Origin of the sequence: Bacteroides caccae (assembly GCF_002222615.2) — a bacterium.
GTDB lineage: Bacteria > Bacteroidota > Bacteroidia > Bacteroidales > Bacteroidaceae > Bacteroides > Bacteroides caccae.
Window position 1 is genome coordinate 2,592,135 of sequence record NZ_CP022412.2, and the last position, 25,839, is coordinate 2,617,973.

Consider the following 25,839-nt stretch of genomic DNA (forward strand, 5'->3'; position numbering starts at 1 on the left):
GGAAATACTTATGAAGAATATAGTCAAATTTGCAGTAGGCAATCCGGTTACAATTTGTATGATTGTATTTGCCCTCTTATTGTTGGGAAAGGTGTCATACGATCAGTTGAGTGTCGACTTATTGCCTGATCTGAATAATCCCCGCTTGTTTATCGAACTAAAGGTAGGAGAACGTCCTCCTGAAGAGATCGAAAAACAATTTGTGAAAAACATGGAATCCATGGCTATTCGGCAGAGTGACGTTACACAGGTGTCTTCGGTGATTAAAGCGGGAACGGCACGGATTACCGTAGAATATACTTGGACAAAGGATATGGATGAAGCTTTTCTCGATTTGCAGAAAGCTATGAATCCGTTTGCCCAGAATAAGGAGATTACGGAACTAAAAATAACGCAACACGACGCGAATCTGTCGCCAGTTGTCCTGGTGGGGATGTCTCATCAGAATATTACGGATATGGCGGAATTGCGAAGGATTGCGGAAAGTTATATCCGTAACGAGCTGATTCGCTTGGAAGGTGTTGCCGAAGTGACTCTTTCGGGAGAGGAAGTGACTACCCTTACCGTTCAGACTGATCCTTATAAATTAAATGCTTTCCAATTAAAGATAGAGGATATCGCTTCGCGTATTGAGTCTAATAATCAGAGCATATCCGGAGGACGGGTAAGTGAATTGGGATTGCAGTATTTAGTGAAAAGTTCGAGTCTGTTTTCCACAGAAGCCGATTTTGAAAATTTGATCGTCGGATATAAACCGGTACAGCAGGAGACTTCAGGGAATAGTTCTTCTGAAACTGTGACAGATCTCAACAAGGCTCCCGTCTTTTTGAAAGAAGTAGCTACTGTGCAGTTTGTGAATGCACGTCCCGAAAACATTGTACGTATTAATGGAAAACGTAGTATCGGTTTGTCTATTTATAAGGAAATGCGTTTCAATACGGTGAAGGTGGTAGACGAAGTAACTAGTCGGTTGGCAGTGATAGAAGATGCTTTGCCCGGCTATCATTTTCAGGTAATCTCCAATCAGGGGACTTTTATAAAAAGTGCTATCGGTGAAGTGAAAAGCAGTGCTATATTGGGTATTGTCCTTGCTGTCATTGTATTGTTTGTATTCCTTCGTCGAATGGGAACAACGTTGATTGTCAGTCTTTCTATTCCAATCTCTATTGTAGCAACTTTCAATTTGATGTTTTTCAATGGGCTTACGCTGAATATTATGACTTTGGGAGGGTTGGCTCTCGGAGCGGGTATGCTGGTAGATAATGCCATTGTAGTTATAGAAAGTATTTTCCGGAATCAGGAAAAAGGAGTGAGTGTTAAGGAGGCAGTGGTCACCGGAACTGCGGAGGTGGCAAATGCGGTTATTGCTTCTACTTTGACGACTATTGTGGTATTTCTTCCGATTGTTTATCTTCATGGAGCTTCGGGTGAACTGTTTAAAGATCAGGCTTGGACAGTTACTTTCTCACTTGTATCTTCCTTGTTTGTTGCTATCCTAGTGATTCCGATGTTATATACTCAACTTTCCGGTAAGAAAGTAAAAATGGAAGAAGTGAAATCAATCCGTATTACTAGATATAGCAAGATACTTCGCAAGTTGGTTCGACATCGTTGGTGGGTAATTGGTATGGCAGTGTTATTACTTGTAGTTACAGGTTTGCTGACTCCGTTCATTGGTACGGAGTTTATGCCGAGGGCGGAAAGTAAGGCTTTTACTGCTGTTGTGAAAATGCCTGAAGGTACGCAAATGGAACGTACTGCTGCGGCTGTGGGTAATCTCGAAGATTTATTATATACTATTGTCGGAGGCGATTCTCTGTGTACGATATATAGTCATGTCGGAGAGGGAAGCGGTTCGGAAAATGCCATATTTGAAGGAGAAAATACGGCGATGATGAAAATTATTCTTTTTCCGGAGTGTATTCTTTCTCCAGAAAATGTAATTGCCCGGTTCCTTGAAGAAGCGAAGAATCCCGATGGTCTGGAATTATCTATCCGTCAGGATGAAAATTCTTTGAGTTCTCTGTTGGGTAGTGAAGGAGCTCCTATTGTAGTGGAAGTGAAAGGAGAGGAGTTGGACGAAATAGCGAAGATTACCGGAGAAGTAAAGGAAAGAATGCAGGAAGTGGATGGGGTGTATGACGTTGTAACTTCTATTGAAGACGGTGCTCCGGAAGTAGTGATTTCAATAGACCGTACCATAGCCGGGATCAATAATCTGAGTGTTGCTACAGTGATTGAACAGTTGAAACAACAGTTGAGTGGTAAGGAAGCCGGTAAAATGGAGTATCGCGGTGAGATGCGTGATATCGTGATTAAAGTACCGGATATATCTTTAGGAGCTCTCGGATCACTTGTTATCAGAAGTGGTACACAAGAGTTTTTGTTGGACGAGATCGCTAGTATTACTCATGGGCAGGCACCTAAAGAGATTCTACGTCGCAATCAGAGCCGTATAGGTAAAATAATGGCTAATATGGACACTGGCAAATCACTTGATAAAGTGGCGGCAGAAGTGCGTTTGGCTGTTAAAGATATTGATTTGCCTGCTAATTATAGTATCACAGTGACCGGAGAAGAAGAAAAACGGCAGGAGTCTATGCATAGCTTATTGTTTGCTTTATTGCTTTCTGTTGTACTTGTTTATATGGTCATGGCTTCACAGTTTGAATCGTTGTTACATCCTTTTACGATTCTGCTGACTATTCCGCTGGCTGTGGTGGGTGCTATCTTGCTTTTCTTCATTACTGGAACCACGATTAATATGATGGGAGTTATCGGTATCGTGATGTTGGGAGGTATTGCCGTTAATAACTCTATTATTCTGGTAGACCGTATCAACCAACTTAGCCAGGCAGGAATGGAGTTGACTGACGCCATTGTAGAAGCAGGACAGCAACGTATCCGTCCTATCATAATGACTACGTTGACTACGATTCTGGCTATGCTTCCAATGACATTCGGATTTGGTGAAGGTGCTTCCCTTCGTTCGCCAATGGCTATTGCTGTGATTGGAGGACTGATAACTTCTACTTTGATGAGTTTGATGGTTATCCCATGTGTATATTATGTCCTTGAAAAGATAAAAAGGCGTATAAATCACCGAACTAAAAAAAGCTGAAGATGAACTTTTTACTAAATAGGAGAATTACGATCTGTATGCTGTTTATTGCACTTAGTCTTTTGGGCTATGTGTCCTACAAACAGCTTCCGGTAGAGTTGCTGCCTAATGCAGAGCTTCCGGTATTGTTTATCCAAGTGTCGTCGCAGCAGGATATGGACCCTTCGTATGTGGAGTCGGAAGTGATAATTCCGCTTGAAGGAGCTGTCAGTACGATAGGAGGAGTAGACAAACTGCAATCTTATATAGACAGGAGGCAATCGAACATACAAATTGATTTTAAGAAGAATGTCAATTTCAAGATGACTGCTCTTAAGTTGCAGGAAAAGGTGAATGAAGTGGCAGCATCTTTTCCCAGTGGTTTTACTGTGCAGGTACAGAAAGTTGATATTGCACAGATGAACAATAACTTTATGGTACTTCAGGTACGGGGTTCGGGAGGGACAGACCGTGTCAGGAACTTAGTGGAGGATAATATTCTTTCCGATTTGGAGAACATAGATGGTGTGGCATCTGTCAATATATATGGCGGACGGCAAAAAGCGATTGAGATACGTCTCCATTCGGAGGTGTGCAAAGCGTTGAACCTTACGGCGTCAAAGATAAGTAATCTGCTTTCACAGAATACGCAGGAGAAAACGTTTGTCGGTTTTGCCAATGAGCCGGATAGTAAGATTTTTGTTCACGTAAATGCGATGTATACGAAAGTATCTGACCTGGAAAATATTGTGGTGGCTCCCGGACCTGTCTTGTTGAAAGATGTGGCAACCGTATTCTTTGATCTGAAAGATGAAACCACTTATAGTCGTGTAAATGGGAAAGAGGCTGTTTCTGTGGTATTGATAAATGATTCGCAGGCAAATCTTATAGAGCTTTCCCACCGTGTTTCTGATGCGATTGACAAACTGAATGAAAAAATAGTTCCGCTTGATCTGGAAATAGTCGTTCAGGAGAATAAGGCTGAAACGATGGAGAATAACATCAATCAAATCATTAACCTGGCATTGGTCGGTGGATTGTTGGCTGTTTTCATTCTCTGGCTTTTTTTGAAAAATATGCGGCTGGTGTTCTTTATCGCACTTTCAATTCCGATCTCAGTTTATACGGCCTTCAATTTCTTCTATGCTTCCGGCATTACTATCAATAGCCTTACATTAGTGGGAATGGCACTTGCCATTGGGATGCTACTGGATAATAGTGTCGTAGTGCTGGAGAATATTTATCGTTTATCCGGAAGCGGCTACACACCCGAGCGCTCAGTTACTCAGGGCACTAAAGAGGTGTGGCGCTCTATTGTAGCAGCTACGTTGACTACTGTCACTGTTTTCCTGCCGTTTGTCTTTTCAGATAATTTCCTGATTAAACTGATAGGGCATCATATCGGGGTGTCTATTATATCTACGCTGATTATTTCCTTGTTTGTGGCTTTGCTTTTCATTCCTATGGTCACTTATGTTATTCTGAAAAAGAAGAAAGGAAGAAGTGTCGTTTATGAGAAGGTGTCGATTATTCAACGTCCGATACAAGTGTATCTGGTTTTACTGAAGACGTGTATGCGTAATCCGGGAGTCACTATATTCGGAGCGGTGATTTTACTTTTTGCTACTCTGATATTATCACTGACCTTGAATGTGCAGCAGATGAAAGAAGTGGATTCGGATCGGTTTAATATAAGTGTTGTAATGCCTACCGGAAGTACCCTTGAGAATACGGACAAGATAGTCAAAGCGCTGGAAGAACGTCTGAAGGATTTCCCAGAAAAGAAAGATTTGATCTGCCGTGTCCGGGAGAAAGAAGCAACTATTACGCTCGTTTTGCAAAAAGATTATCAAAAGATAGGTAAACGGAAAATTACGGATATCAAATCGGATGTGCAATCCAAAGTCTCGAACATTAATGGGGCGGAAGTCTATGTCTCTGATGCTATGGGAGGCGGACAGGAAAATTCGGTATTGAGTAGTCTTGGAGGCTTTATGCGTTTACTGGGTATTGGTGATAATAATGAACGAGTGGTTGTCAGAGGTTCTGATTTCGAAATGATGCAAATGGTAGCTGAGGAAATCCGCTACCTACTGGATGAACAGGAATTTGTGCAACATACTCATGTATCGTATACTCCTCGTCAGCCAGAGATAAATCTGAACTTTGACCCGATTCTGCTGACTACTTATGATATCAATCGTGCTAATATAACTTCGGGATTAACGGCACTCAATAACGAGTTTTCTTCTGAAGTGACTTTTAAAGTGGGAGAAGATAATTATGACATTATCATTCGCGATGAAATTCTGAAAAAAAGTACAGAGACGGAAGAAGAAGCGGAGGAGAAGGTTCAAAAAGAAAAGACAGTTGATGATTTGCGTGCTGTTCGGATAGAAAATGTAAAGGGTGGAATGCACAATCTGGAAGATATAGCCTCTATTAATTATGGTCGCGGACGTTCGCGGATCATACGTGTCAATCAGGATAAACAACTTGAAGTTTATTATAATTTCTCAAGAGATGTGCAGTCCTCAAAGGAATTATTGGGAAGTTATCGTTCTGATATAGACCAATTGATTGCCGGTTATAATCTACCTTCAGGCGTTGCCTTGCAAGTATTCCATGAGGAGGATCAGTTTGGAGATTTCAAATTTCTTATTCTGGCAGCCTTCATTTTGATTTTTATGATACTTGCTTCTGTTTTTGAGTCTGTAGTAACTCCTTTTGTATTACTTTTTACTATTCCGCTTGCTGCTATCGGCTCTTTGCTGGCGTTATTGCTTTCGAGCAATAGCCTGATGAATGCAAATACGCTGACGGGGTTCTTGATTCTGCTGGGAGTAGTCGTAAATAACGGAATTATCCTTATAGACTATGCTAATATTTTACGTAAAAGAGGATATCGCCGGAATCGGGCATTAATGACTGCCGGAATGTCACGTATCCGTCCGATTTTGATAACTTCTATCACAACGATCGCCGCTATGTTGCCGTTGGCCATGGGAGATACGGAATATGCCGGAGCCATTGGGGCGCCTTTTGCTATTACAGTGATTGGTGGGCTTCTTTTCTCTGCCTTATTGACGTTGATTTTGATTCCTACTGTCTGCATGGGATTGGAAAATGTGCTTTGGTGGTATCGTTCTTTGTCTCGTAAAATGTGGATTTTCCATTTTGTTCTTTTTGTAGTTGGCGTTGTCAGTATCTGGCTATATGCTGAAGGAATACTTTGGCAGTCTATCTATTTAGTAGCACTGATTGCGGGTATACCAGGACTGACTTATTTTACACAGACTAGTCTTAGAAGAGCTAAATCGAAAGTCATAGATCCGAATGAAGAAATACACATATCTGTCCGGAATCTGGTTAAGATATATGATTGGCCGGGACGTATCAGTCGTCAATGGCATAGTGGTCTGCAAATACGGAAAAGGCTGGGAATGAGTCGTGAATATCATTCTCTAAAAGACTTCGTCAATGTGTTGTGGCAATTCGGTATGTTAGCGTTCGGTGTTTATTTTACTTATTTTTTTATTCAAAATAGACTTTGGATATTTCTGTTTTCGTTTGCTATTTATGCATCGGCTTTGTACTTGTGGAGAAAAATACGTTCTTATTTATATTATCGTTACGAAAATAGTAAGGGAGTAAAGGCAGTAAACCGTGTGATATTCTGGGGACTTCCTCCTGTTATCTTGTTCGAACTGTTCAAGCGACTGGATAATAACGGTTTGGTGGTAATGATTGGGCTGTTGTGGTTTGCGGGTATTGCTATCTACGTTACCTCACAGTATCTATATGAACATAATGTAAATATAGAACGTGTTACCGGACGATTTGCCGGACTTCGCCGCTCTTACTTCCGTATGGTAAAGAGTGTTCCTTTGATTGGAAAACAACGTAAACCTTTTAAAGCATTGCGTGGAGTTTCGTTTGAGATTCAGACAGGTATGTTCGGACTCCTGGGACCGAACGGAGCCGGAAAGTCAACTTTGATGCGCGTGATTTGTGGCATATTCGAGCAGAGTTATGGCAGTATCTGGATTAATGGTATGGATACCCGTATCTATAGGGAAGAATTGCAAAGCTTGATAGGATTCCTTCCGCAGGAATTTGGCACTTACGAAAATATGACATCTTGGGAGTTTCTTGATTATCAGGCTATACTGAAAGGAATAATAGATGAGGATTTGCGTAAGGAACGGTTAGAGTATGTTTTGAATGCGGTACATATGTATGAGCGGAAAGATGAAAATATCGGTTCTTTCTCGGGAGGTATGAAACAGCGGATCGGCATTGCATTGATTTTGCTCCATTTGCCACGTATTCTGGTAGTAGATGAGCCGACAGCAGGACTCGACCCTCGTGAGCGTATCCGTTTTCGTAATCTGTTGGTGGAATTGAGTAAAGATCGTGTGGTCATTTTTTCTACTCATATCATTGAAGATATATCCAGTTCCTGTAATCAGGTTGTGGTAATAAACAAGGGTGAACTGAAATATTTCGGTGATCCGGCGGACATGGTGGAAATGGCTAATGGAAAGGTATGGCAGTTTAATATAGATAAAACGGAGTTTGAAAAGGCATTGGATAAATCTTTGGTCATACATCATATCCAGCAAGGGGATACTATCCGTGTTCGTTATCTTTCTGTTGAGCAACCATACGAAGGAGCCGAAGAAGTTGAGGCCAATCTGGAAGATGCTTATCTCTGCCTATTGAAGAATATGAATTAAAAGAAAAGAATGATATGACATTTAATCAATTAATAAAGCTGCTGCCTAAGGTGGTAAAATATAATTTGAAGATTATTTTTGCCGGAAAGTTCTTTTGGTTTCTGTTAGCGGCATTTGGATTCTTTGCCTTTTTTATGTTTCAGAGTGCGTGGAACCGGGCAGAAATTAATGAAGGGCTTATCTATAATATACTCATGTTCCCATGTTTATTGCTGATATTCTACCCGGCTGTCTTCGGCATTCAAAATGACGAAGACAGCCGGATATTGGAAATACTTTTTGGTATTCCTGACTATCGGTATAAAGTATGGGGAGTACGGTTACTCATGATTTACGTGGTTATTTTTGCTATTCTAATCGTCTTTTCGTACATCGCTATCTTATTGCTGTATCCAATCAATCCTTTTGAGATGTCTTTGCAGTTGATGTTTCCGGTTCTTTTTTTTGGTAATTTGACTTTTATGTTTTCTACGATTACCCGGAGTGGAAACGGAACGGCTGTACTTATGATTATCATTGGCATTGTACTGATGTTTTTCAGTAATATGAATAGCATAGAACGTTCATTTTGGAATATTTTGCTGAATCCCTTCCGTGTGCCTGATAATTTTCATCCGATGATATGGGAAGGGATTCTTATCAAAAATCGTATATTTCTTTTCTCCTCCAGTCTGATCTGGATGATGATCGGTCTGCTGAATTTACAGAAGCGGGAAAAATTTGTATAGTATAAAGTTTAAATTATAAAAGATTGGAATCAGAAATAATATCCCAGATTCACAAAGCAGCTTCCTTTATCAGTCTGATTGGAATATCCCAATGATATTTCCAGAGGACCGAAAACGCTATCCATTCCATAACCTGCGCTGATGCCGAACAATTGTTTGCCTTTCAGTATTTCGAAGAAGTGACTGTCCGTCAAACCGTAGTTGCCTGTCAGGGTGAGGTAATGAATACTTCCCATACGTTGCCTGAACTTCAGAGAAGTAATGATAATAGAATTTTCCATTAATTCCATGTTTGTTACGCCGGCAAAAGGCAACTGTTGTGGAATATAAAAACCGTATACTTCACCACCGATAGCATTTTTCAGGGGATAAGGAATTCCTTTCCCTATCAGGACACGCCCATAGATCGACGGAATGATAGAAAAACGGCGGGTGGCAGGAATCACACTTGCCCACGAAGCACTCAGTGCGGAAAATGGGGCCTGTTCATTGTATTGCGCCATATTATCGGTATAGAGTGAGTAGGCGGCTTTGAAATCACTTCCTTTGGAGGGGAAATATCCTTTATCGTATGTGTTATAGTGCACTTGTGCAAAATAGCTAAGGAAGTGTTCTGATTCTACATCCAAGCCGATAAATTCCGGCTTCTTAAATAAGAAGTCTTTGTATTTATAATATTCGAAACGGAATCCGAGACCAAAACGGAAATTCTTATACCATACATCCGAGAAGCCAAATTCAGCTAAATGATATTTGTAAGTAGTGTTATAGGCGCGTTCTCCTTCTTCATATATGTTGATGTCATTATACTGAAACATATACGAAAAATTGAAGTTGCGCTGTTGCATAGGCTCTAATGTATAGTCAATGCGCGCCGCATACTGTTTCCCTAATCGCCCGGTAAGAGATAGTCGGGAAGGAATATGAGTTTTGAGGTCTGCCGTTCCATTGATTAATAAAGAGGCTATTTCTTCCGAATCGAAACGGATCCCCAGATTAATTCTTTTTTCATACTTTGCTTGCAGTAGGAAATTGAGGTGATAACCTTCGGGAGTGTCCGTCAACGTATAGCTGGCACTGGAATAAGATTGGCTTCCTCTTAATTGATATAATGCCTGTTCTATCTGTTGGGTGGTAATATTACTATTTTCTTTCAGGTTGCATTTTTTCATTAGCCATTTCTTGTCGTCAGCTTCTACACCGGAGAATGATATGTCTGTCACATAAATTGTACGTACATTGGAGAGGGAAGAATACGGACCATGTCGTTTGGGAACATAATTATCGGATATTCCTATCTTCTTTTTCAAAGCGAGTAAGGAATTCCATTGTGCTTTAGCTGCTTCTTCTCCTCTTCGCATTAAAGTGTCAATAGCGGCCGGAGTAAAACTAGCCGAAGAATAACCGTCTACGTTTACACGAATGTAAGTATCGGTAAGGTCTACATTCTTTTCATGATTGGATTGGCAGGTAATATCTACGATTTGCCCTAAGATATCAGGAGCACTGTTCAGCTTATCCGCTTTTTTCAAGGCGTTTTGTACATCCACTCCGATGATAACATCAGCTCCCATAGCTTTTACAACATCTGCCGGATAGTTATTTACAATTCCACCGTCCACCAATACCATACTGTCTTGTCGTACCGGTGTAAATACACCTGGGATAGCCATACTGGCCCGCATGGCAGTTGACAGGATCCCGTTGTGGAATATAATTTGTTCTCCATTGACAACATTTGCTGCTACACAAGCGAAAGGGATGGGGAGTTTATCAAAGTTGATAGAATCATGATAGCCCATAGTCAAGTCTGAAAATAGATTGGCAAGATTTTGCCCTTTGATAATTCCGCCCGAAGAAGCCGCATCTTTGGGACTTTTGGTGAAAGGTATGGAGACAATGAACTTTTCCGACCGTTCACGGTCGGTCAATGACATGGCACTTCGTTTGATACGGTCGCTTAACAGAAACGTCCAGTTTTGTTTTCGAACCATACTGTCCAATTGCTCGGGAGTATAACCAATAGCGTAGAGTCCTCCTACAATGGCTCCCATACTAGTTCCGGCTATGTAATCGATAGGAATACCCGCTTCTTCGATCACTTTTAATGCTTTGATATGCGCCATTCCTTTGGCACCGCCGCCACTCAAAACTACACCTACCTTTTTGCGTTGCTCCTGAGAATATAAGGAAAAAGGCAATAGTAGGCACATTGATAAAACTAATGTTGAGAAGATTTGTTTTTTCATTAGGACATGGTCTAGTGTTGATGATGTATATATAAATACAAATGTAGGGCATAATTTGTTTAGTTGTTGAAATCGGAATTAAAAAAAATGTTCCAAAAGTCGGAAATGTGGATTAATTCTACACTTTGCAGCTAAACTCCCCATTCTCACGAAAGAATGTGAATGACATAAATGGTTGATTATTAGATAACAAAAGATCAAAGTGATTTTGGCATGCAAATTGTATAAATGTGGATATAACAAACATAAGTTAAATTAAATAATAAGATTCGATATGAGATTATTCTTTTCGAAACATGAATTGAAACTGAGGAGAAAGAGAACCATTGCTGCTATAATCTGTGCGGTAGTTGTGTTGGGCGTGTATTGGATGTTGACCCGACCTCAGAAGGCTACGCCGGAAATGCCGACAGTCATTGTTGAACCGGTAGTAAAAGATGATGTAGAGATATACGGGGAATATGTGGGACGAATTCGTGCCCAACAGTTCGTCGAAGTACGTGCCCGGGTGGAAGGTTATCTGGAAAATATGCTTTTTGCAGAGGGTACGTATGTGAATAAGAATCAGGTTTTGTTTGTAATCAACCAGGATCAATATCGGGCAAAAGCCGACAAGGCCAGAGCACAGTTGAAAAAAGACGAAGCACAGGCTTTGAAGGCTGAACGAGATTTGAAGCGTATACGTCCATTGTTTGAACAAAATGCTGCAAGTCAGTTGGACTTGGACAATGCTGAAGCTGCTTATGAAAGTGCCGAAGCTACGGTCGCCATGAGTGAGGCGGACTTGGCGCAGGCTGAATTGGAACTGGGATATACCATTGTCCGGTCGCCATTGTCTGGTCATATCAGTGAAAGAAATGTGGATTTGGGTACCTTGGTGGGACCCGGAGGAAAATCTCTACTCGCTACTATTGTGAAAAGTGATACCGTACTGGTCGATTTCAGTATGACAGCACTTGATTATCTGAAAAGTAAAGAAAGAAATATTAATTTAGGCCAGCAAGACTCGACCCGTTCCTGGCAACCGAATATTACGATTACTTTAGCAGATAATACCGTTTATCCTCATAAAGGTTATGTTGATTTTGCTGAACCTCAGGTAGATCCTCAGACGGGTACTTTCTCCGTACGTGCGGAAATGCCTAATCCCAAACAAGTATTATTGCCGGGACAGTTTACGAAAGTAAAGCTGTTGCTGGATGTTCGCGAAGGAGCCCTTGTTGTTCCAATGAAAGCTGTTACTATCGAAAAGGGCGGAGCTTATATTTATACTCTGCGTAAAGATGACGCGGTAGAAAAACGTTTCGTGGAATTAGGACCGGAAGTCGGAAATAATGTAGTAGTGGAAAGAGGTTTGGCGGAAGGAGAGAAGGTTGTAGTGGAAGGTTTCCATAAATTGACACCGGGAATGAAAGTACGAATCAGTACACCGGAAACAAAAGTAAAAGACACTACAACTGAAACTGGAAATACTTCGATAGAAATGAAGGATAACACAAAAGGAGAATAAGAGATGAAAGTTACTTTTTTTATAGATAGGCCGGTTTTCTCGGCTGTAATTTCTATTGTGATAGTGATTGTCGGAATTATCGGTCTGACAATGCTTCCGGTGGACCAATATCCGCAGATCACGCCTCCGGTAGTGAAAATCAGTGCCTCATATCCGGGTGCCAGCGCACTTACCGTGTCACAAGCGGTAGCTACTCCGATTGAGCAGGAAATCAACGGTACACCGGGAATGCTTTATATGGAATCAAATAGCTCTAACTCTGGAGGTTTCTCGGCAACGGTTACTTTTGATGTATCTGCTGATCCGGATTTGGCGGCAGTTGAGATTCAGAATCGTGTGAAGCTAGCTGAATCCCGTCTTCCGGCAGAAGTGATTCAAAATGGTATTTCAGTAGAAAAACAGGCTCCTAGTCAATTAATGACGCTCTGTCTGACTTCTACTGATCCGAAGTTTGATGAAATCTATTTGAGTAACTTCGCTACAATCAATGTGCTTGATGTGATTCGCCGTATCCCGGGAGTAGGACGCGTTTCTAATATTGGTAGCCGTTATTACGCCATGCAGATATGGGCACAACCCGATAAGTTGGCAAATTTTGGGTTGACCGTACAGGATTTACAAAATGCTTTGAAAGATCAGAACCGTGAATCTGCGGCAGGTGTATTAGGACAGCAACCGGTGGAAGGATTGGATATTACTATTCCTATCACTACTCAGGGACGTCTTTCCACTGTCGGACAGTTCGAGGATATTGTAGTACGTGCCAATGCTAACGGTTCTATTATCCGATTAAAAGATGTGGCACGCGTGTCGTTGGAAGCTTCTTCTTATAATACAGAGAGTGGGATCAATGGAGAGAATGCTGCTGTACTTGGTATCTATATGTTACCGGGTGCTAACGCAATGGAAGTGGCCGAGAGAGTAAAAGAGGCTATGGATGAAATTAGCGAGAACTTTCCGGAAGGATTGAGTTATGAGATTCCATTTGATATGACGACTTATATCTCCGAATCTATTCACGAAGTATATAAGACTTTGTTTGAAGCATTGGTGCTGGTAGTATTGGTGGTATATCTGTCTTTGCAAAGCTGGCGTGCAACGTTGATTCCGATTGTGGCAGTTCCTATCTCGTTGATTGGTACTTTCGGATTCATGTTAATATTCGGTTTCTCGTTAAATATATTGACATTACTCGGATTGATTCTTGCTATTGGTATTGTCGTGGATGATGCGATTGTGGTGGTGGAAGGTGTGGAACATATAATGGAAACGGAACATCTAAGTCCTTATGAAGCTACCAAGAAAGCAATGAACGGACTTGCCAGCGCTTTGATTGCTACCTCATTGGTGTTGGCTGCAGTATTCGTTCCGGTTAGTTTCCTGAGTGGAATTACGGGACAGTTGTATCGTCAGTTTACGGTGACTATCGTGGTGTCCGTACTTATTTCTACAGTGGTTGCTTTGACACTGAGTCCCGTGATGTGTTCGTTAATATTGAAGCCGGATAGTGGAAAGAAAAAAAATATTATTTTTCGGAAGATCAATGAATGGCTAGGTGTTGGTAGTAATAAGTATGTAGCTGCCGTAACCCGTACAATAAAGCATCCTCGTCGGGTATTAAGTGCTTTTGGAATGGTTCTGATCGCTATCCTATTAATTCACCGTATTATTCCGACCAGTTTCTTGCCGGTGGAAGATCAGGGATATTTTAAAATTGAACTTGAGTTGCCGGAAGGCGCTACATTGGAGCGTACCCGTATTGTGACGGAACGTGCCATAGCTTATTTGGAAAAGAATCCTTATATAGAATATATTCAGAATGTGACGGGTAGTAGTCCGCGTGTCGGTAGTAATCAGGCTCGTTCTGAACTGACTGTGATTCTGAAACCATGGGAAGAACGGAAGAATACCAGCATCGAAAAAATTATGGATACAGTAGAGAAACATCTCAAAGAATATCCGGAATGTAAGGTCTACTTGTCTACTCCACCGGTAATACCGGGATTGGGTAGTTCCGGAGGTTTTGAGATGCAGTTGGAAGCTCGTGGAGAAGCGACTTTTGATAATTTGGTAGATGCCACCGATACCTTGATGTACTATGCTTCCAAACATAAAGAACTGACAGGATTGTCTTCTTCTTTACAGTCAGAAATTCCGCAACTCTATTTTGATGTGGACCGGGATAAGGTGAAAATGTTGGGTGTACCTTTGGCAGATGTGTTCTCTACCATGAAAGCTTATACGGGTTCTGTGTATGTGAATGACTTTAATATGTTCAACCGTATATATAAGGTGTATATCCAGGCGGAAGCTCCTTACCGTGAACATAAAGATAATATTAATCTATTCTTTGTAAAAGCGTCTAATGGTGCAATGGTACCGCTGACTTCTTTAGGCAATGCATCATATACCACAGGTCCGGGAAGTATCAAGCGTTTTAATATGTTTACTACTGCGGTGATTCGTGGAGCTGCTGCACCAGGATATAGTTCCGGACAAGCAATGGAGATCATGGAACAGATTGCCCGCGATCACCTACCTGATAATATCGGATTGGAATGGAGCGGACTTTCTTATCAGGAAAAGCAAGCTGGAGGTCAGACAGGTATGGTTATGGCACTGGTATTCTTGTTTGTATTCCTTTTTCTTGCTGCGCAATATGAAAGTTGGACAGTACCTATTGCTGTATTGCTTTCTTTGCCGGTAGCTGCATTGGGTGCCTATTTGGGTGTCTGGGTATGTGGATTGGAAAATGATGTTTATTTCCAAATAGGCTTAGTAATGCTGGTGGGATTGGCGGCTAAGAACGCTATTTTGATTGTAGAATTTGCCAAAGTGCAGGTGGATAAGGGAGAAGATTTGATTCAATCTGCTATTTATGCGGCAAGATTACGTTTTCGTCCGATTCTGATGACTTCGCTTGCATTTGTGCTTGGTATGCTTCCAATGGTATTGGCAAGCGGTCCTGGTTCGGCAAGCCGCCAGGCGATTGGTACGGGAGTATTCTTCGGAATGATATTTGCTATTGTATTTGGCATCATTCTCGTGCCTTTCTTCTTTGTAATGGTGTATAAAACAAAGTCGAAAATTTTAAAACATAAGAAATAATGAAACGAAAGAAACTATATATGGCTATCTTATTATTTGCAGGAATATTAACTTCCTGCAAGGTAGGGAAAAGCTACGTTCGTCCTGACCTTCATTTACCTGATAGTTTGGCTCAACATCAGGATTCTGTCAGTTTCGGAGATCAGGACTGGAAAGATATTTATGCTGATTCCACTCTCCGCAGCCTTATTGACCGTGCCTTGGAGCATAATAAGGATATGTTGATAGCGGCTGCCCGTGTGAAGGAAATGGCTGCACAAAAACGAATCTCTACTGCAGCTTTGCTTCCGGATATAAAAGGAAAAGTAACAGCTGAACGTGAATTGGAAAATCATGGAGGGGATGCGTTTAAGAAAGCAGACACTTTTGAAGCCCAATTTCTTGTTTCATGGGAACTCGACCTTTGGGGAAATCTGCGTTGGGCACGTTCGGCCAGTATTGCTGAATATCTGCAATCTATAGAGGCGCAACGTGCACTCCGGATGACGATTGTTGCCGAAGTAGCACAAGCTTACTATGAATTGGTAGCATTGGATACAGAGTTAGACATAGTTAAGCAAACATTGAAAGCTCGTGAAGAAGGTGTTCGTTTGGCACGTATCCGTTTTGCCGGAGGATTGACTTCCGAAACTTCCTATCGTCAGGCACAAGTGGAGTTGGCACGTACGGCTACTTTAGTTCCGGATTTAGAACGTAAGATTTCTCTTAAGGAAAACGATATTGCTTTTCTTGCAGGTGAATATCCTAACCGTATTGCCCGTTCCCGTTTGCTTCAGGAATTCAATTTTCCGGAAACACTTCCGGTTGGCTTGCCTTCCACTTTGTTGGAACGTCGTCCTGATATCCGTCAGGCAGAACAGAAATTGATCGCTGCTAATGCGAAAGTAGGAGTAGCCTATACGAATATGTTTCCGCGTCTTGCTCTGACTGGTGGTTTTGGTACGGAGAGTACTTCATTGTCAGAATTGTTGAAATCTCCGTATGCAGTAATGGAAGGGGCTTTGTTGACTCCTATCTTTGGTTGGGGAAAGAACCGTGCGGCATTGAAAGCGAAAAAAGCGGCTTTTGAAGGTGAGGTGCATAACTATGAGAAATCCGTGCTGACAGCTTTTAAAGAGACACGTAACGCAATTGTGAATTTTAACAAGATAAAAGAGGTGTACGAACTTCGTGCTAATTTGGAACGTTCGGCTAAAAGCTATATGGATCTGGCACAGCTCCAATATATTAATGGGGTTATTAACTATCTGGACGTATTGGATGCCCAACGTGGATACTTTGATGCACAAATTGGCTTAAGTAATGCTATTCGTGATGAGTTGATAGCCGTCGTACAGCTTTATAAAGCGCTTGGTGGAGGTTGGAAACAATAAGGAATCGTAAATAAAATTGTGCTTCCTCTTTTATAATTCACGGAAAAATGCGAAATTTGCAACGCTTTTCAAGTTTAAGAAGAAACTTACTAACACCTTTAAATAAAAAATTAAAGAAAATGACTAAAAGTGCATTGCAAATCGCAAGGGCTGCTTACCAGCCCAAACTTCCGAAAGCATTGGCATCAGGAGCCGTTAAAGCTGTAGCAGGTGCTGCTACTCAGTCTGTAGCCGATCAGGAAGCTATCAAAGCATTGTTCCCTAACACGTACGGAATGCCGTTGATTACATTCGAAGCTGGTGAAGCTGTAACTCTTCCTGCTATGAACGTGGGTGTCATCCTTTCTGGTGGACAAGCTCCCGGTGGGCACAATGTAATCTCCGGTTTATTTGACGGTATCAAGAAATTGAACCCGGATAATAAATTGTATGGTTTCATTTTAGGTCCTGGTGGTCTGGTAGACCACAACTATATGGAATTGACTGCTGACATTATCGATGAATACCGCAATACAGGTGGTTTTGATATCATCGGTTCAGGTCGTACGAAATTGGAAGCTGAAAGCCAATTTGAAAAAGGATTTGAAATTATCAAAGAACTGGGCATTAAAGCATTGGTTATCATTGGTGGTGATGATTCTAATACAAATGCTTGTGTGTTGGCTGAATACTATGCTGCTAAGAAATACGGTGTACAGGTAATTGGTTGCCCGAAAACTATCGATGGAGACTTGAAGAACGATATGATTGAAACTTCTTTCGGTTTTGATACTGCTTGTAAGACTTATGCGGAAGTAATCGGTAACATTCAACGTGACTGTAACTCTGCCCGCAAATATTGGCATTTCATCAAATTGATGGGGCGTTCGGCTTCTCACATCGCGCTGGAATGTGCTTTGCAGGTACAACCTAACGTATGTATCGTTTCTGAAGAAGTAGAAGCAAAAGATATGTCTTTGGATGATGTAGTGACTTATATCGCTAAAGTGGTAGCAGATCGTGCTGCACAGGGACATAATTTCGGTACAGTATTGATTCCGGAAGGATTGGTCGAATTCATCCCGGCTATGAAACGTCTGATTGCTGAATTGAACGACTTCCTGGCTGCTAACGCAGAAGAGTTTGCTCAAATTAAGAAATCTCACCAACGTGATTATATCATTCGTAAACTTTCTCCGGAAAACTCTGCTATCTATGCAAGTCTGCCGGAAGGTGTTGCACGTCAGTTGACTTTGGATCGTGACCCGCACGGAAACGTTCAGGTATCATTGATTGAAACTGAAAAACTGTTGTCCGAAATGGTAGCTACTAAATTGGCTGCATGGAAAGAAGAAGGTAAGTATGTTGGTAAGTTTGCTGCTCAGCACCACTTCTTCGGTTACGAAGGCCGTTGCGCTGCTCCATCAAACTTCGACGCTGACTACTGCTACTCTTTGGGTTACACAGCTTCTATGTTGATTGCTAACGGTAAGACCGGTTATATGTCTTCTGTACGTAACACAACTGCTCCTGCTGCCGAATGGATTGCTGGTGGTGTACCTATCACAATGATGATGAATATGGAACGTCGTCACGGTGAAATGAAACCGGTTATTCAGAAAGCATTGGTGAAACTGGATGGTGCTCCTTTCAAGGCATTCGCTGCACAACGTGATCGTTGGGCTATCGAAACGGATTATGTATATCCGGGACCAATCCAGTACTTTGGTCCTACTGAAGTTTGCGATCAGGCAACTAAGACTTTACAGCTGGAACAAGGTAAGTAAACGATAAACATGAAGCGGTGAACAGTAAATGCCATGCAGAATGTATGGTTGCTGTTCGCCGCTTTTTTTTCATTTGTCACCAATCACTAATTTTTAATCACTAAGACACTTGCCGTCACGTAATAATCCGATAGCTGCCGTTCAAAAGAAGAATGCTGCTTCCACCACTAGAAAAAAAAGAACTGTTTCTTCTTCCAAATCTCCCCGTGCTTCGAAAAAAGTACAGGAGAAGTACGGACGTGCTATGCCTATCTGGTTGCGTAATATTCTGACAGTGATGATTGTCGGTTGTTTTTCTGCTGTTTTCTACTATTTTTTCATTCGTCCTTATGCCTATCGTTGGAAACCTTGTAACGGTTTAAAGGAGTATGGAGTTTGTATTCCTTCCGGATATGATATTCATGGTATTGATATATCTCATTATCAAGGAAAAATTGACTGGGAGAGACTTCAGCGGAACCAGCAAGCGGCTACTCCTTTACACTTTGTCTTTATGAAAGCGACAGAAGGGGGGGACCATAACGATACTACATTTGAGGTGAATTTTGCCAATGCTCGTAATCATGGCTTTATTCGTGGGGCTTATCATTTCTATATCCCTGGTACGGATGCTTTGAAACAAGCTGACTTTTTTATTCGTACGGTAAAACTGGATACCGGTGACTTACCTCCCGTGCTTGATGTGGAAGTGACCGGAAGAAAGGAAAAACAAGAACTGCAACAAGGTTTGAAGCGCTGGTTGGACCGCGTAGAATCACATTATGGGGTGAAGCCCATTCTTTATACTTCTTATAAATTTAAAACCCGTTATCTGGATGATTCCATTTTCAATGCTTACCCTTATTGGATTGCACATTATTATGTGGATTCGGTGAAATATCAGGGTAAATGGAGTTTCTGGCAACACACTGATGTCGGGAATGTACCCGGCATTAAGGAAGATGTAGACCTGAATGTATTTAACGGTACATTGGAGGACCTCAAAAAACTGACAATTAAATAGCGGGCATTATTTTTCTGAACAACTAATTTCTTCTTTCATTTGTTATAATCGTATTATTATTAAAAAGATATACGATTATGAATTTTGATATAGCTATTATTGGGGGTGGCCCTGCCGGATATACGGCCGCCGAACGGGCAGGGGCGAACGGACTGAAAGCCGTTCTTTTCGAGAAAAAAGCAATAGGTGGGGTGTGCTTGAATGAAGGGTGTATTCCTACTAAAACTCTGTTATATTCTGCTAAAATTCTGGATAGCATTAAGAATGCTTCCAAGTATGGCGTGTTTGCCGAATCCCCTTCCTTTGATTTATCTAAAATTATGAGCCGCAAAAATAAAACGGTGAAAATGCTGACGGGTGGTGTGAAAATGACTGTCAATTCTTACGGGGTTACGATTGTGGAGAAAGAAGCTTTTGTAGAAGGGGAAGAAAATGGGTTGATTCGCATTGTTTGTGACGGAGAGGCGTATTTTGTAAAGTATCTGCTGGTATGTACCGGCTCCGATACAGTGATTCCTCCGATACCGGGATTGGCGGAAGTTGATTACTGGACCTCCAAAGAGGCATTGGAGATAAAAGAACTACCTAAAACGTTAGTAATTATCGGTGGGGGAGTAATTGGAATGGAATTTGCTTCTTTCTTTAACAGTATGGGAGTGAAGGTACATATCGTGGAAATGATGCCTGAAATATTGGGAGTCATGGATAAGGAAACCAGTGGTATGCTTCGTACGGAATATACAAAGCGGGGAGTTTCTTTCTATCTGGATACTAAAGTAGTGGAAGTGAAACCTGATAGGGTCGTGATTGAAAAGGGAGGCAAGGCTTCTGCGATTGAAACGGATAAAATACTGCTTAGTGTAGGACGTAAGGCAAATTTATCCAACGTAGGATTAGAACAATTGAATATAGAGCTACATCGGAATGGAGTGAAAGTAGATGAACATTTACTGACTACTCATCCTAGGGTATATGCTTGCGGAGATATTACAGGATATTCTTTATTAGCACATACCGCCATTCGTGAAGCAGAAGTTGCTATCAATCATATATTGGGAGTAGAAGATCGGATGAACTACGACTGTGTGCCGGGAATTGTTTATACGAATCCCGAAATGGCAGGAGTAGGTAAGACTGAGGAAGAACTGATAAAACTCGGACTCCCTTATCGTGTTACGAAACTACCAATGGCTTATTCCGGACGATTCGTTGCGGAGAATGAGCAAGGAAACGGTCTCTGTAAATTGATTCAGGATGAAGAAGGCAAAATCATCGGCTGCCACATGCTGGGAAATCCGGCGTCGGAGTTGATTGTCATAGCAGGCATTGCTATTCAGAGAGGATATACGCTGGAAGAATTTCAGAAGACCGTATTTCCGCATCCGACGGTTGGAGAGATTTATCACGAAGTAATGTTTTAATCCCTTATCTTCGAGACCTATGATTCGATGTATATACAGTCCTTATACTGATATTTATTTCCATTTAGCGGCAGAAGAGTATTTGTTGAAGCAGGGAACGGAGGATGTTTTTATGCTTTGGCAGAGCGTTCCTTCTGTTGTGATAGGGAAACATCAGCGTCTTCGGTCGGAAGTTGACAAGGAATGGGCGAAACAGCACCGGATAGCTATTGCCCGTCGCTTCTCGGGAGGAGGGGCAGTATATCACGATTTGGGTAATGTCAATTTTACTTTTATAGAAACAGTTTTGCGTTTGCCTGAATTTGTTCATTATCTTCAGCGAACGTTAGACTTTCTGTCATTCATCGGTATAGAAGCTAAAGGAGATGAACGGCTGGGTATCTATCTGAATGGATTGAAAATATCGGGGAGTGCACAGTGTGTACATAAAGACAGAGTATTATATCATTGCACACTGCTTTATGATACAGACCTCACGATATTAAATAAGGTATTGAATCCGGATGTGATAGCTCATGACGGCACTTTGTCTTCCGTATATGCCGTTCCTTCCATTCGGAGTGAGGTTACTAATATCGGTAGATATTTGCCGGCGGGGAGTGTGGATGATTTCAAGGAAAATGCTTTTCAATATTTCAGTGAATCGCAATCCGTCAGTTCTTTCAGTGTAGAGGAGAAGGAAGCTGTCAACCGGCTTCGTTCGGAGAAGTACATTCGTGAAGAATGGATATGTAACCGTTGATGTCCGGTTAAAAATACTTTAACTTAAAACTTTCTATTTCAACGTATTGTTGTAATGTGTCAAGGTTGAATAATAAATTTACTGTCTATGTCAAGATTCGAAATAAAAATGCCTAAGTTGGGCGAGAGTATAACCGAAGGAACAATTGTTTCTTGGTCTGTAAAGGTAGGTGAGTCGGTTCAGGAAGACGATGTGCTTTTTGAAGTAAACACTGCCAAAGTGAGTGCGGAAATACCTTCTCCGGTAGCGGGGAAAGTAATGGAGATTTTGTGTAAAGAGGGAGATACGGTAGCGGTGGGCACTGTCGTTGCTGTTATTAATTTGGACGGTGACAGTGCTAGTGAACAGGAAACTTCCAATGAATCGAACTCCTCTCAGGAAACTACTAAAGAGAAATCCCATAATGAAGTACCGAAACCGGGTGTTGCTGTCGAAGAACGTTGGTACTCTCCAGTGGTGATTCAATTGGCACGGGACGCTAAGATTCCGAAGGAAGAACTGGATACCCTGCAAGGGACTGGCTATGAAGGACGATTGAGTAAAAAAGATATAAAAGATTATATTGACAGGAAAAAGAGAGGGCTTGTTAGCGAGCCGAAACCGGCAACAATAGGCATAACTTCGACTGCAAATGCACCGTCGGCTATTATGCCTGCTGCTTCAGCGAGTCCAAAGTCATCTCCGGTACCTGCTGTACAATCTGTGGCTTCCACTGCTACACCCCAATCATCTGCCCCTATCAATACGTCCGGAGTAGAGATGAAAGAAATGGACCGTGTCCGTCGGATTATTGCCGACCACATGGTTATGTCAAAGAAAGTATCTCCACATGTTACGAATGTGCTGGAAGTGGATGTAACCAAGCTAGTCCGTTGGCGTGAAAAGAATAAGGATGTCTTCTTCCGTCACGAAGGAGTGAAGCTGACCTATATGCCTATGATTACGGAAGCGGTAGCGAAAGCGCTGGTAACTTATCCGCAGCTGAATGTATCGGTAGACGGATATAATATTCTTTTCAAGAAACACATCAATGTCGGTATCGCTGTTTCCTTGAATGACGGAAATCTGATTGTTCCGGTGGTGCATGATGCCGACCATTTGAATCTAAACGGATTGGCAGTCGCCATTGATTCATTGGCATTAAAAGCAAGAGATAACAAATTGATGCCGGAAGACATTGATGGCGGAACATTTACTATTACTAATTTCGGTACATTCAAGAGCTTATTCGGTACGCCGATTATAAATCAGCCTCAAGTAGCTATTCTGGGAGTGGGATACATTGAAAAGAAACCTGCTGTTGTGGAGACACCGGAAGGTGATACGATTGCTATTCGTCATAAGATGTATCTTTCCTTGTCTTACGATCATCGGGTGGTAGACGGTATGCTGGGTGGTAACTTCCTGCATTTCATAGCCGATTATCTGGAGAACTGGAAAGGTTGATTCAACTGATTGTTTCATTAATAAAGAGTTCATTAACTATGAAAAAGTATGATATAAAAAATACAGATATTGAAACCTTGAAGAAGTGGTATCATCTGATGACATTGGGACGTGCTCTGGATGAGAAAGCCCCTTCCTATTTGCTGCAATCGTTAGGTTGGTCTTACCATGCTCCTTATGCAGGACATGACGGAATCCAACTGGCTATTGGGCAGGTTTTTACTCTCGGCGAAGACTTTTTGTTCCCTTATTACCGGGATATGCTGACTGTGCTTTCTGCCGGAATGACTGCAGAAGAAATTATCCTGAATGGTATATCGAAAGCGACTGATCCCGGTAGTGGCGGGCGGCACATGTCTAATCACTTCGCAAAACCGGAATGGCACATCGAAAATATCTCGTCTGCTACGGGGACACATGACCTCCATGCGGCAGGTGTAGCCAGAGCTATGGTGTATTATGGTCATAAAGGAGTTGCCATAACTTCTCATGGAGAATCGGCTACTTCCGAAGGCTTTGTATATGAAGCCATCAATGGCGCTAGTCTCGAGCGTCTTCCTGTGATTTTCGTAATACAGGATAATGGTTACGGTATCTCCGTCCCGAAATCCGAACAGACGGCCAATCGGAAAGTGGCAGAGAACTTCTCAGGTTTCAAGAACCTGAAAATTATCTATTGTAATGGAAAAGATGTATTTGACTCGATGAACGCTATGACCGAAGCTCGGGAATATGCCATAACCACTCGTAACCCGGTAATTGTACAAGCCAATTGCGTCCGTATCGGTTCCCACTCTAATTCGGATAAACATACCTTGTACAGGGATGAAAACGAACTGGAATATGTAAAAGAAGCTGACCCGTTGATGAAATTCCGCCGGATGTTGCTTCGCTATAAACGTTTGACGGAAGAAGAATTGTTGCAAATAGAGACTGATGCAAAGAAAGAATTATCAGCCGCTAATCGAAAGGCCTTGTCTGCTCCCGATCCTGATCCCAAGAGTATCTATGACTTTGTGATACCCGAACCTTATCAGCCTCAAAAGTATAAAGAAGGTATCCATCAGGCAGAAGGAGAGAAAACTTTTATGGTGAACGCCATTAACGAAACGTTGAAAGCCGAATTCCGTCATAACCCCGATACGTTTATCTGGGGACAGGATGTAGCAAACAAGGAAAAAGGCGGTGTGTTTAATGTGACTAAAGGTATGCAGCAGGAGTTTGGTGATGCACGTGTATTCAGCGCACCGATTGCGGAAGATTATATTGTGGGTACAGCTAACGGAATGAGCCGCTTTGACCCTAAAATCCATGTCGTGATAGAAGGAGCGGAATTTGCTGACTATTTCTGGCCTGCCGTAGAACAATATGTAGAATGTACACATGAGTATTGGCGTAGCAATGGAAAGTTTGCTCCGAACATAACTTTACGGCTAGCTTCCGGTGGTTATATTGGTGGGGGATTATACCATTCCCAAAATATAGAGGGAGCTTTGACAACTTTGCCCGGAGCACGAATTGTCTGTCCTTCCTTTGCTGATGATGCCGCCGGATTATTGCGGACCAGTATGCGTTCCAAGGGCTTTACATTGTTTCTCGAACCGAAAGCTTTGTATAACTCGGTGGAGGCAGCAGCCGTTGTACCGGAAGATTTTGAAGTTCCTTTCGGAAAGGCACGTATCCGTCGTGAAGGAACAGATTTGAGTATTATCACCTATGGCAACACTACCCATTTCTGTTTACACGCTGCCGAACGGCTGGAGAAAGAAGGTGGCTGGAAAGTAGAAGTCATTGATATTCGTTCTTTGATTCCGTTGGATAAAGAAGCGATATTTGAATCAGTAAAGAAAACCAGTAAAGCATTGGTTGTTCACGAAGATAAAGTATTCTCCGGTTTCGGTGCGGAACTGGCGGCTATGATTGGAGGGGAGATGTTCCGCTATTTGGACGGTCCGGTAGAACGTGTCGGTTCTACATTTACTCCTGTCGGCTTTAATCCGATTCTGGAAAAAGAAATATTGCCGGATGAGGCTAAGATATACGAAGCTGCCAAGAATTTGTTGGAATATTAAATTGTACAGATTATGAAAAAGATAGGTTTATTTTATGCTACTAAGGCTGAAAGAACAAGCTGGGTAGCGGAGAAGATTCAGAAAGAGTTTGGAGAAGATAAGATAGAAGTAGTAGCGATTGAACAGGCATGGCAGAATGATTTTGCAGCTTACGATTGTTTTATTGTTGGAGCTTCCACGTGGTTTGACGGTGAGCTGCCTACTTATTGGGATGAACTGTTACCGGAGCTTCGAACAATGGAACTGAAAGGAAAAAAGGTTGCTATTTTCGGTCTCGGAGATCAGATACGCTATCCTGAAAACTTTGCCGATGGTATTGGCTTGTTGGCGGAAGTTTTTGAAGGAGACGGGGCTACATTAGTCGGCTTCACTTCTTCTGAAGGTTATACTTTCGAACGTTCCAGAGCCTTACGAGGTAATCAGTGGTGCGGATTGGTGATTGATTTGGATAATCAGTCTGAACAGGCAAAGAAGAAAATCAAGGAATGGTGTGAGCAAGTAAAGAAGGAGTTCGCATAAATTTCTTTATATGTGACATCCCTATGTCCGACATTCCCATTTTGTTATATGTGATGTCCGGAC

14 protein-coding genes are annotated in these 25,839 nt (G+C 41.9%); 13 read left to right on the forward strand and 1 reads right to left on the reverse strand.

Going from position 1 to position 25,839, the window contains the following annotated elements:
- Positions 1–10 precede the first annotated feature (10 nt).
- Genes CGC64_RS10155 through CGC64_RS10165 form a run of 3 tightly spaced genes read left to right on the forward strand, consistent with a single transcriptional unit; the run spans position 11 to position 8,567 of the window.
- Complete coding sequence (locus tag CGC64_RS10155) at positions 11–3,121, forward strand: efflux RND transporter permease subunit (protein WP_005677823.1); 3,111 nt, start codon at positions 11–13, stop codon at positions 3,119–3,121.
- Positions 3,122–3,123: 2 nt separating this feature from the next.
- The gene (locus tag CGC64_RS10160) at positions 3,124–7,839 is read left to right on the forward strand and encodes an efflux RND transporter permease subunit (protein ID WP_005680617.1); all 4,716 of its coding nucleotides are present in this window, start codon (positions 3,124–3,126) and stop codon (positions 7,837–7,839) included.
- Between the two features lie 14 nt (positions 7,840–7,853).
- A complete protein-coding gene (locus CGC64_RS10165) occupies positions 7,854–8,567 on the forward strand; it encodes a hypothetical protein (protein ID WP_005677825.1) in 714 nt (237 codons plus the stop codon).
- Between the two features lie 29 nt (positions 8,568–8,596).
- On the opposite strand, the gene CGC64_RS10170 is transcribed toward CGC64_RS10165, so the two are convergent.
- On the reverse strand, positions 8,597–10,816 hold the full coding sequence (locus tag CGC64_RS10170) for a patatin-like phospholipase family protein (RefSeq protein ID WP_005677827.1): 2,220 nt from the start codon (positions 10,814–10,816) through the stop codon (positions 8,597–8,599).
- A 274-nt stretch (positions 10,817–11,090) separates the two neighbouring features.
- On the opposite strand from CGC64_RS10170, the gene CGC64_RS10175 reads away from it, so the two are divergent.
- From CGC64_RS10175 to CGC64_RS10220, 10 genes are all read left to right on the forward strand, one after another.
- Positions 11,091–12,326 carry an efflux RND transporter periplasmic adaptor subunit gene (locus CGC64_RS10175; protein WP_005677829.1) on the forward strand — a complete coding sequence of 412 codons (1,236 nt, stop codon included), beginning with the start codon at positions 11,091–11,093 and terminating at the stop codon, positions 12,324–12,326.
- A 3-nt stretch (positions 12,327–12,329) separates the two neighbouring features.
- Positions 12,330–15,434 (forward strand): efflux RND transporter permease subunit, encoded by a 3,105-nt coding sequence (locus tag CGC64_RS10180; RefSeq protein WP_005677830.1) that lies wholly within the window; start codon positions 12,330–12,332, stop codon positions 15,432–15,434.
- A complete protein-coding gene (locus tag CGC64_RS10185; RefSeq protein ID WP_005677831.1) occupies positions 15,434–16,807 on the forward strand; it encodes an efflux transporter outer membrane subunit in 1,374 nt (457 codons plus the stop codon). The genes CGC64_RS10180 and CGC64_RS10185 overlap by 1 nt, the downstream gene beginning before the upstream one ends.
- Before the next feature lie 119 nt (positions 16,808–16,926).
- Positions 16,927–18,573, forward strand: a complete 1,647-nt coding sequence (locus CGC64_RS10190; RefSeq protein ID WP_005677832.1) for a diphosphate--fructose-6-phosphate 1-phosphotransferase — start codon at positions 16,927–16,929, stop codon at positions 18,571–18,573.
- Between the two features lie 109 nt (positions 18,574–18,682).
- Entirely contained in the window at positions 18,683–19,576 is an 894-nt protein-coding gene (locus CGC64_RS10195) for a glycoside hydrolase family 25 protein (protein ID WP_032855175.1), read from the forward strand.
- A 77-nt stretch (positions 19,577–19,653) separates the two neighbouring features.
- Positions 19,654–20,997, forward strand: coding sequence for a dihydrolipoyl dehydrogenase (gene lpdA, locus CGC64_RS10200; protein ID WP_005677834.1), 1,344 nt, complete (start codon positions 19,654–19,656; stop codon positions 20,995–20,997).
- Positions 20,998–21,016: 19 nt separating this feature from the next.
- The gene (locus CGC64_RS10205) at positions 21,017–21,739 is read left to right on the forward strand and encodes a lipoate--protein ligase family protein (RefSeq protein ID WP_005677835.1); all 723 of its coding nucleotides are present in this window, start codon (positions 21,017–21,019) and stop codon (positions 21,737–21,739) included.
- An 87-nt stretch (positions 21,740–21,826) separates the two neighbouring features.
- Positions 21,827–23,185 (forward strand): dihydrolipoamide acetyltransferase family protein, encoded by a 1,359-nt coding sequence (locus CGC64_RS10210; RefSeq protein ID WP_005677836.1) that lies wholly within the window; start codon positions 21,827–21,829, stop codon positions 23,183–23,185.
- Positions 23,186–23,223: 38 nt separating this feature from the next.
- Positions 23,224–25,257: an alpha-ketoacid dehydrogenase subunit alpha/beta gene (locus CGC64_RS10215; protein WP_005677837.1), complete on the forward strand. Its 2,034-nt coding sequence runs from the start codon at positions 23,224–23,226 to the stop codon at positions 25,255–25,257.
- 12 nt (positions 25,258–25,269) lie between these two features.
- Positions 25,270–25,776 (forward strand): flavodoxin, encoded by a 507-nt coding sequence (locus CGC64_RS10220; RefSeq protein ID WP_005677839.1) that lies wholly within the window; start codon positions 25,270–25,272, stop codon positions 25,774–25,776.
- Positions 25,777–25,839 lie beyond the last annotated feature (63 nt).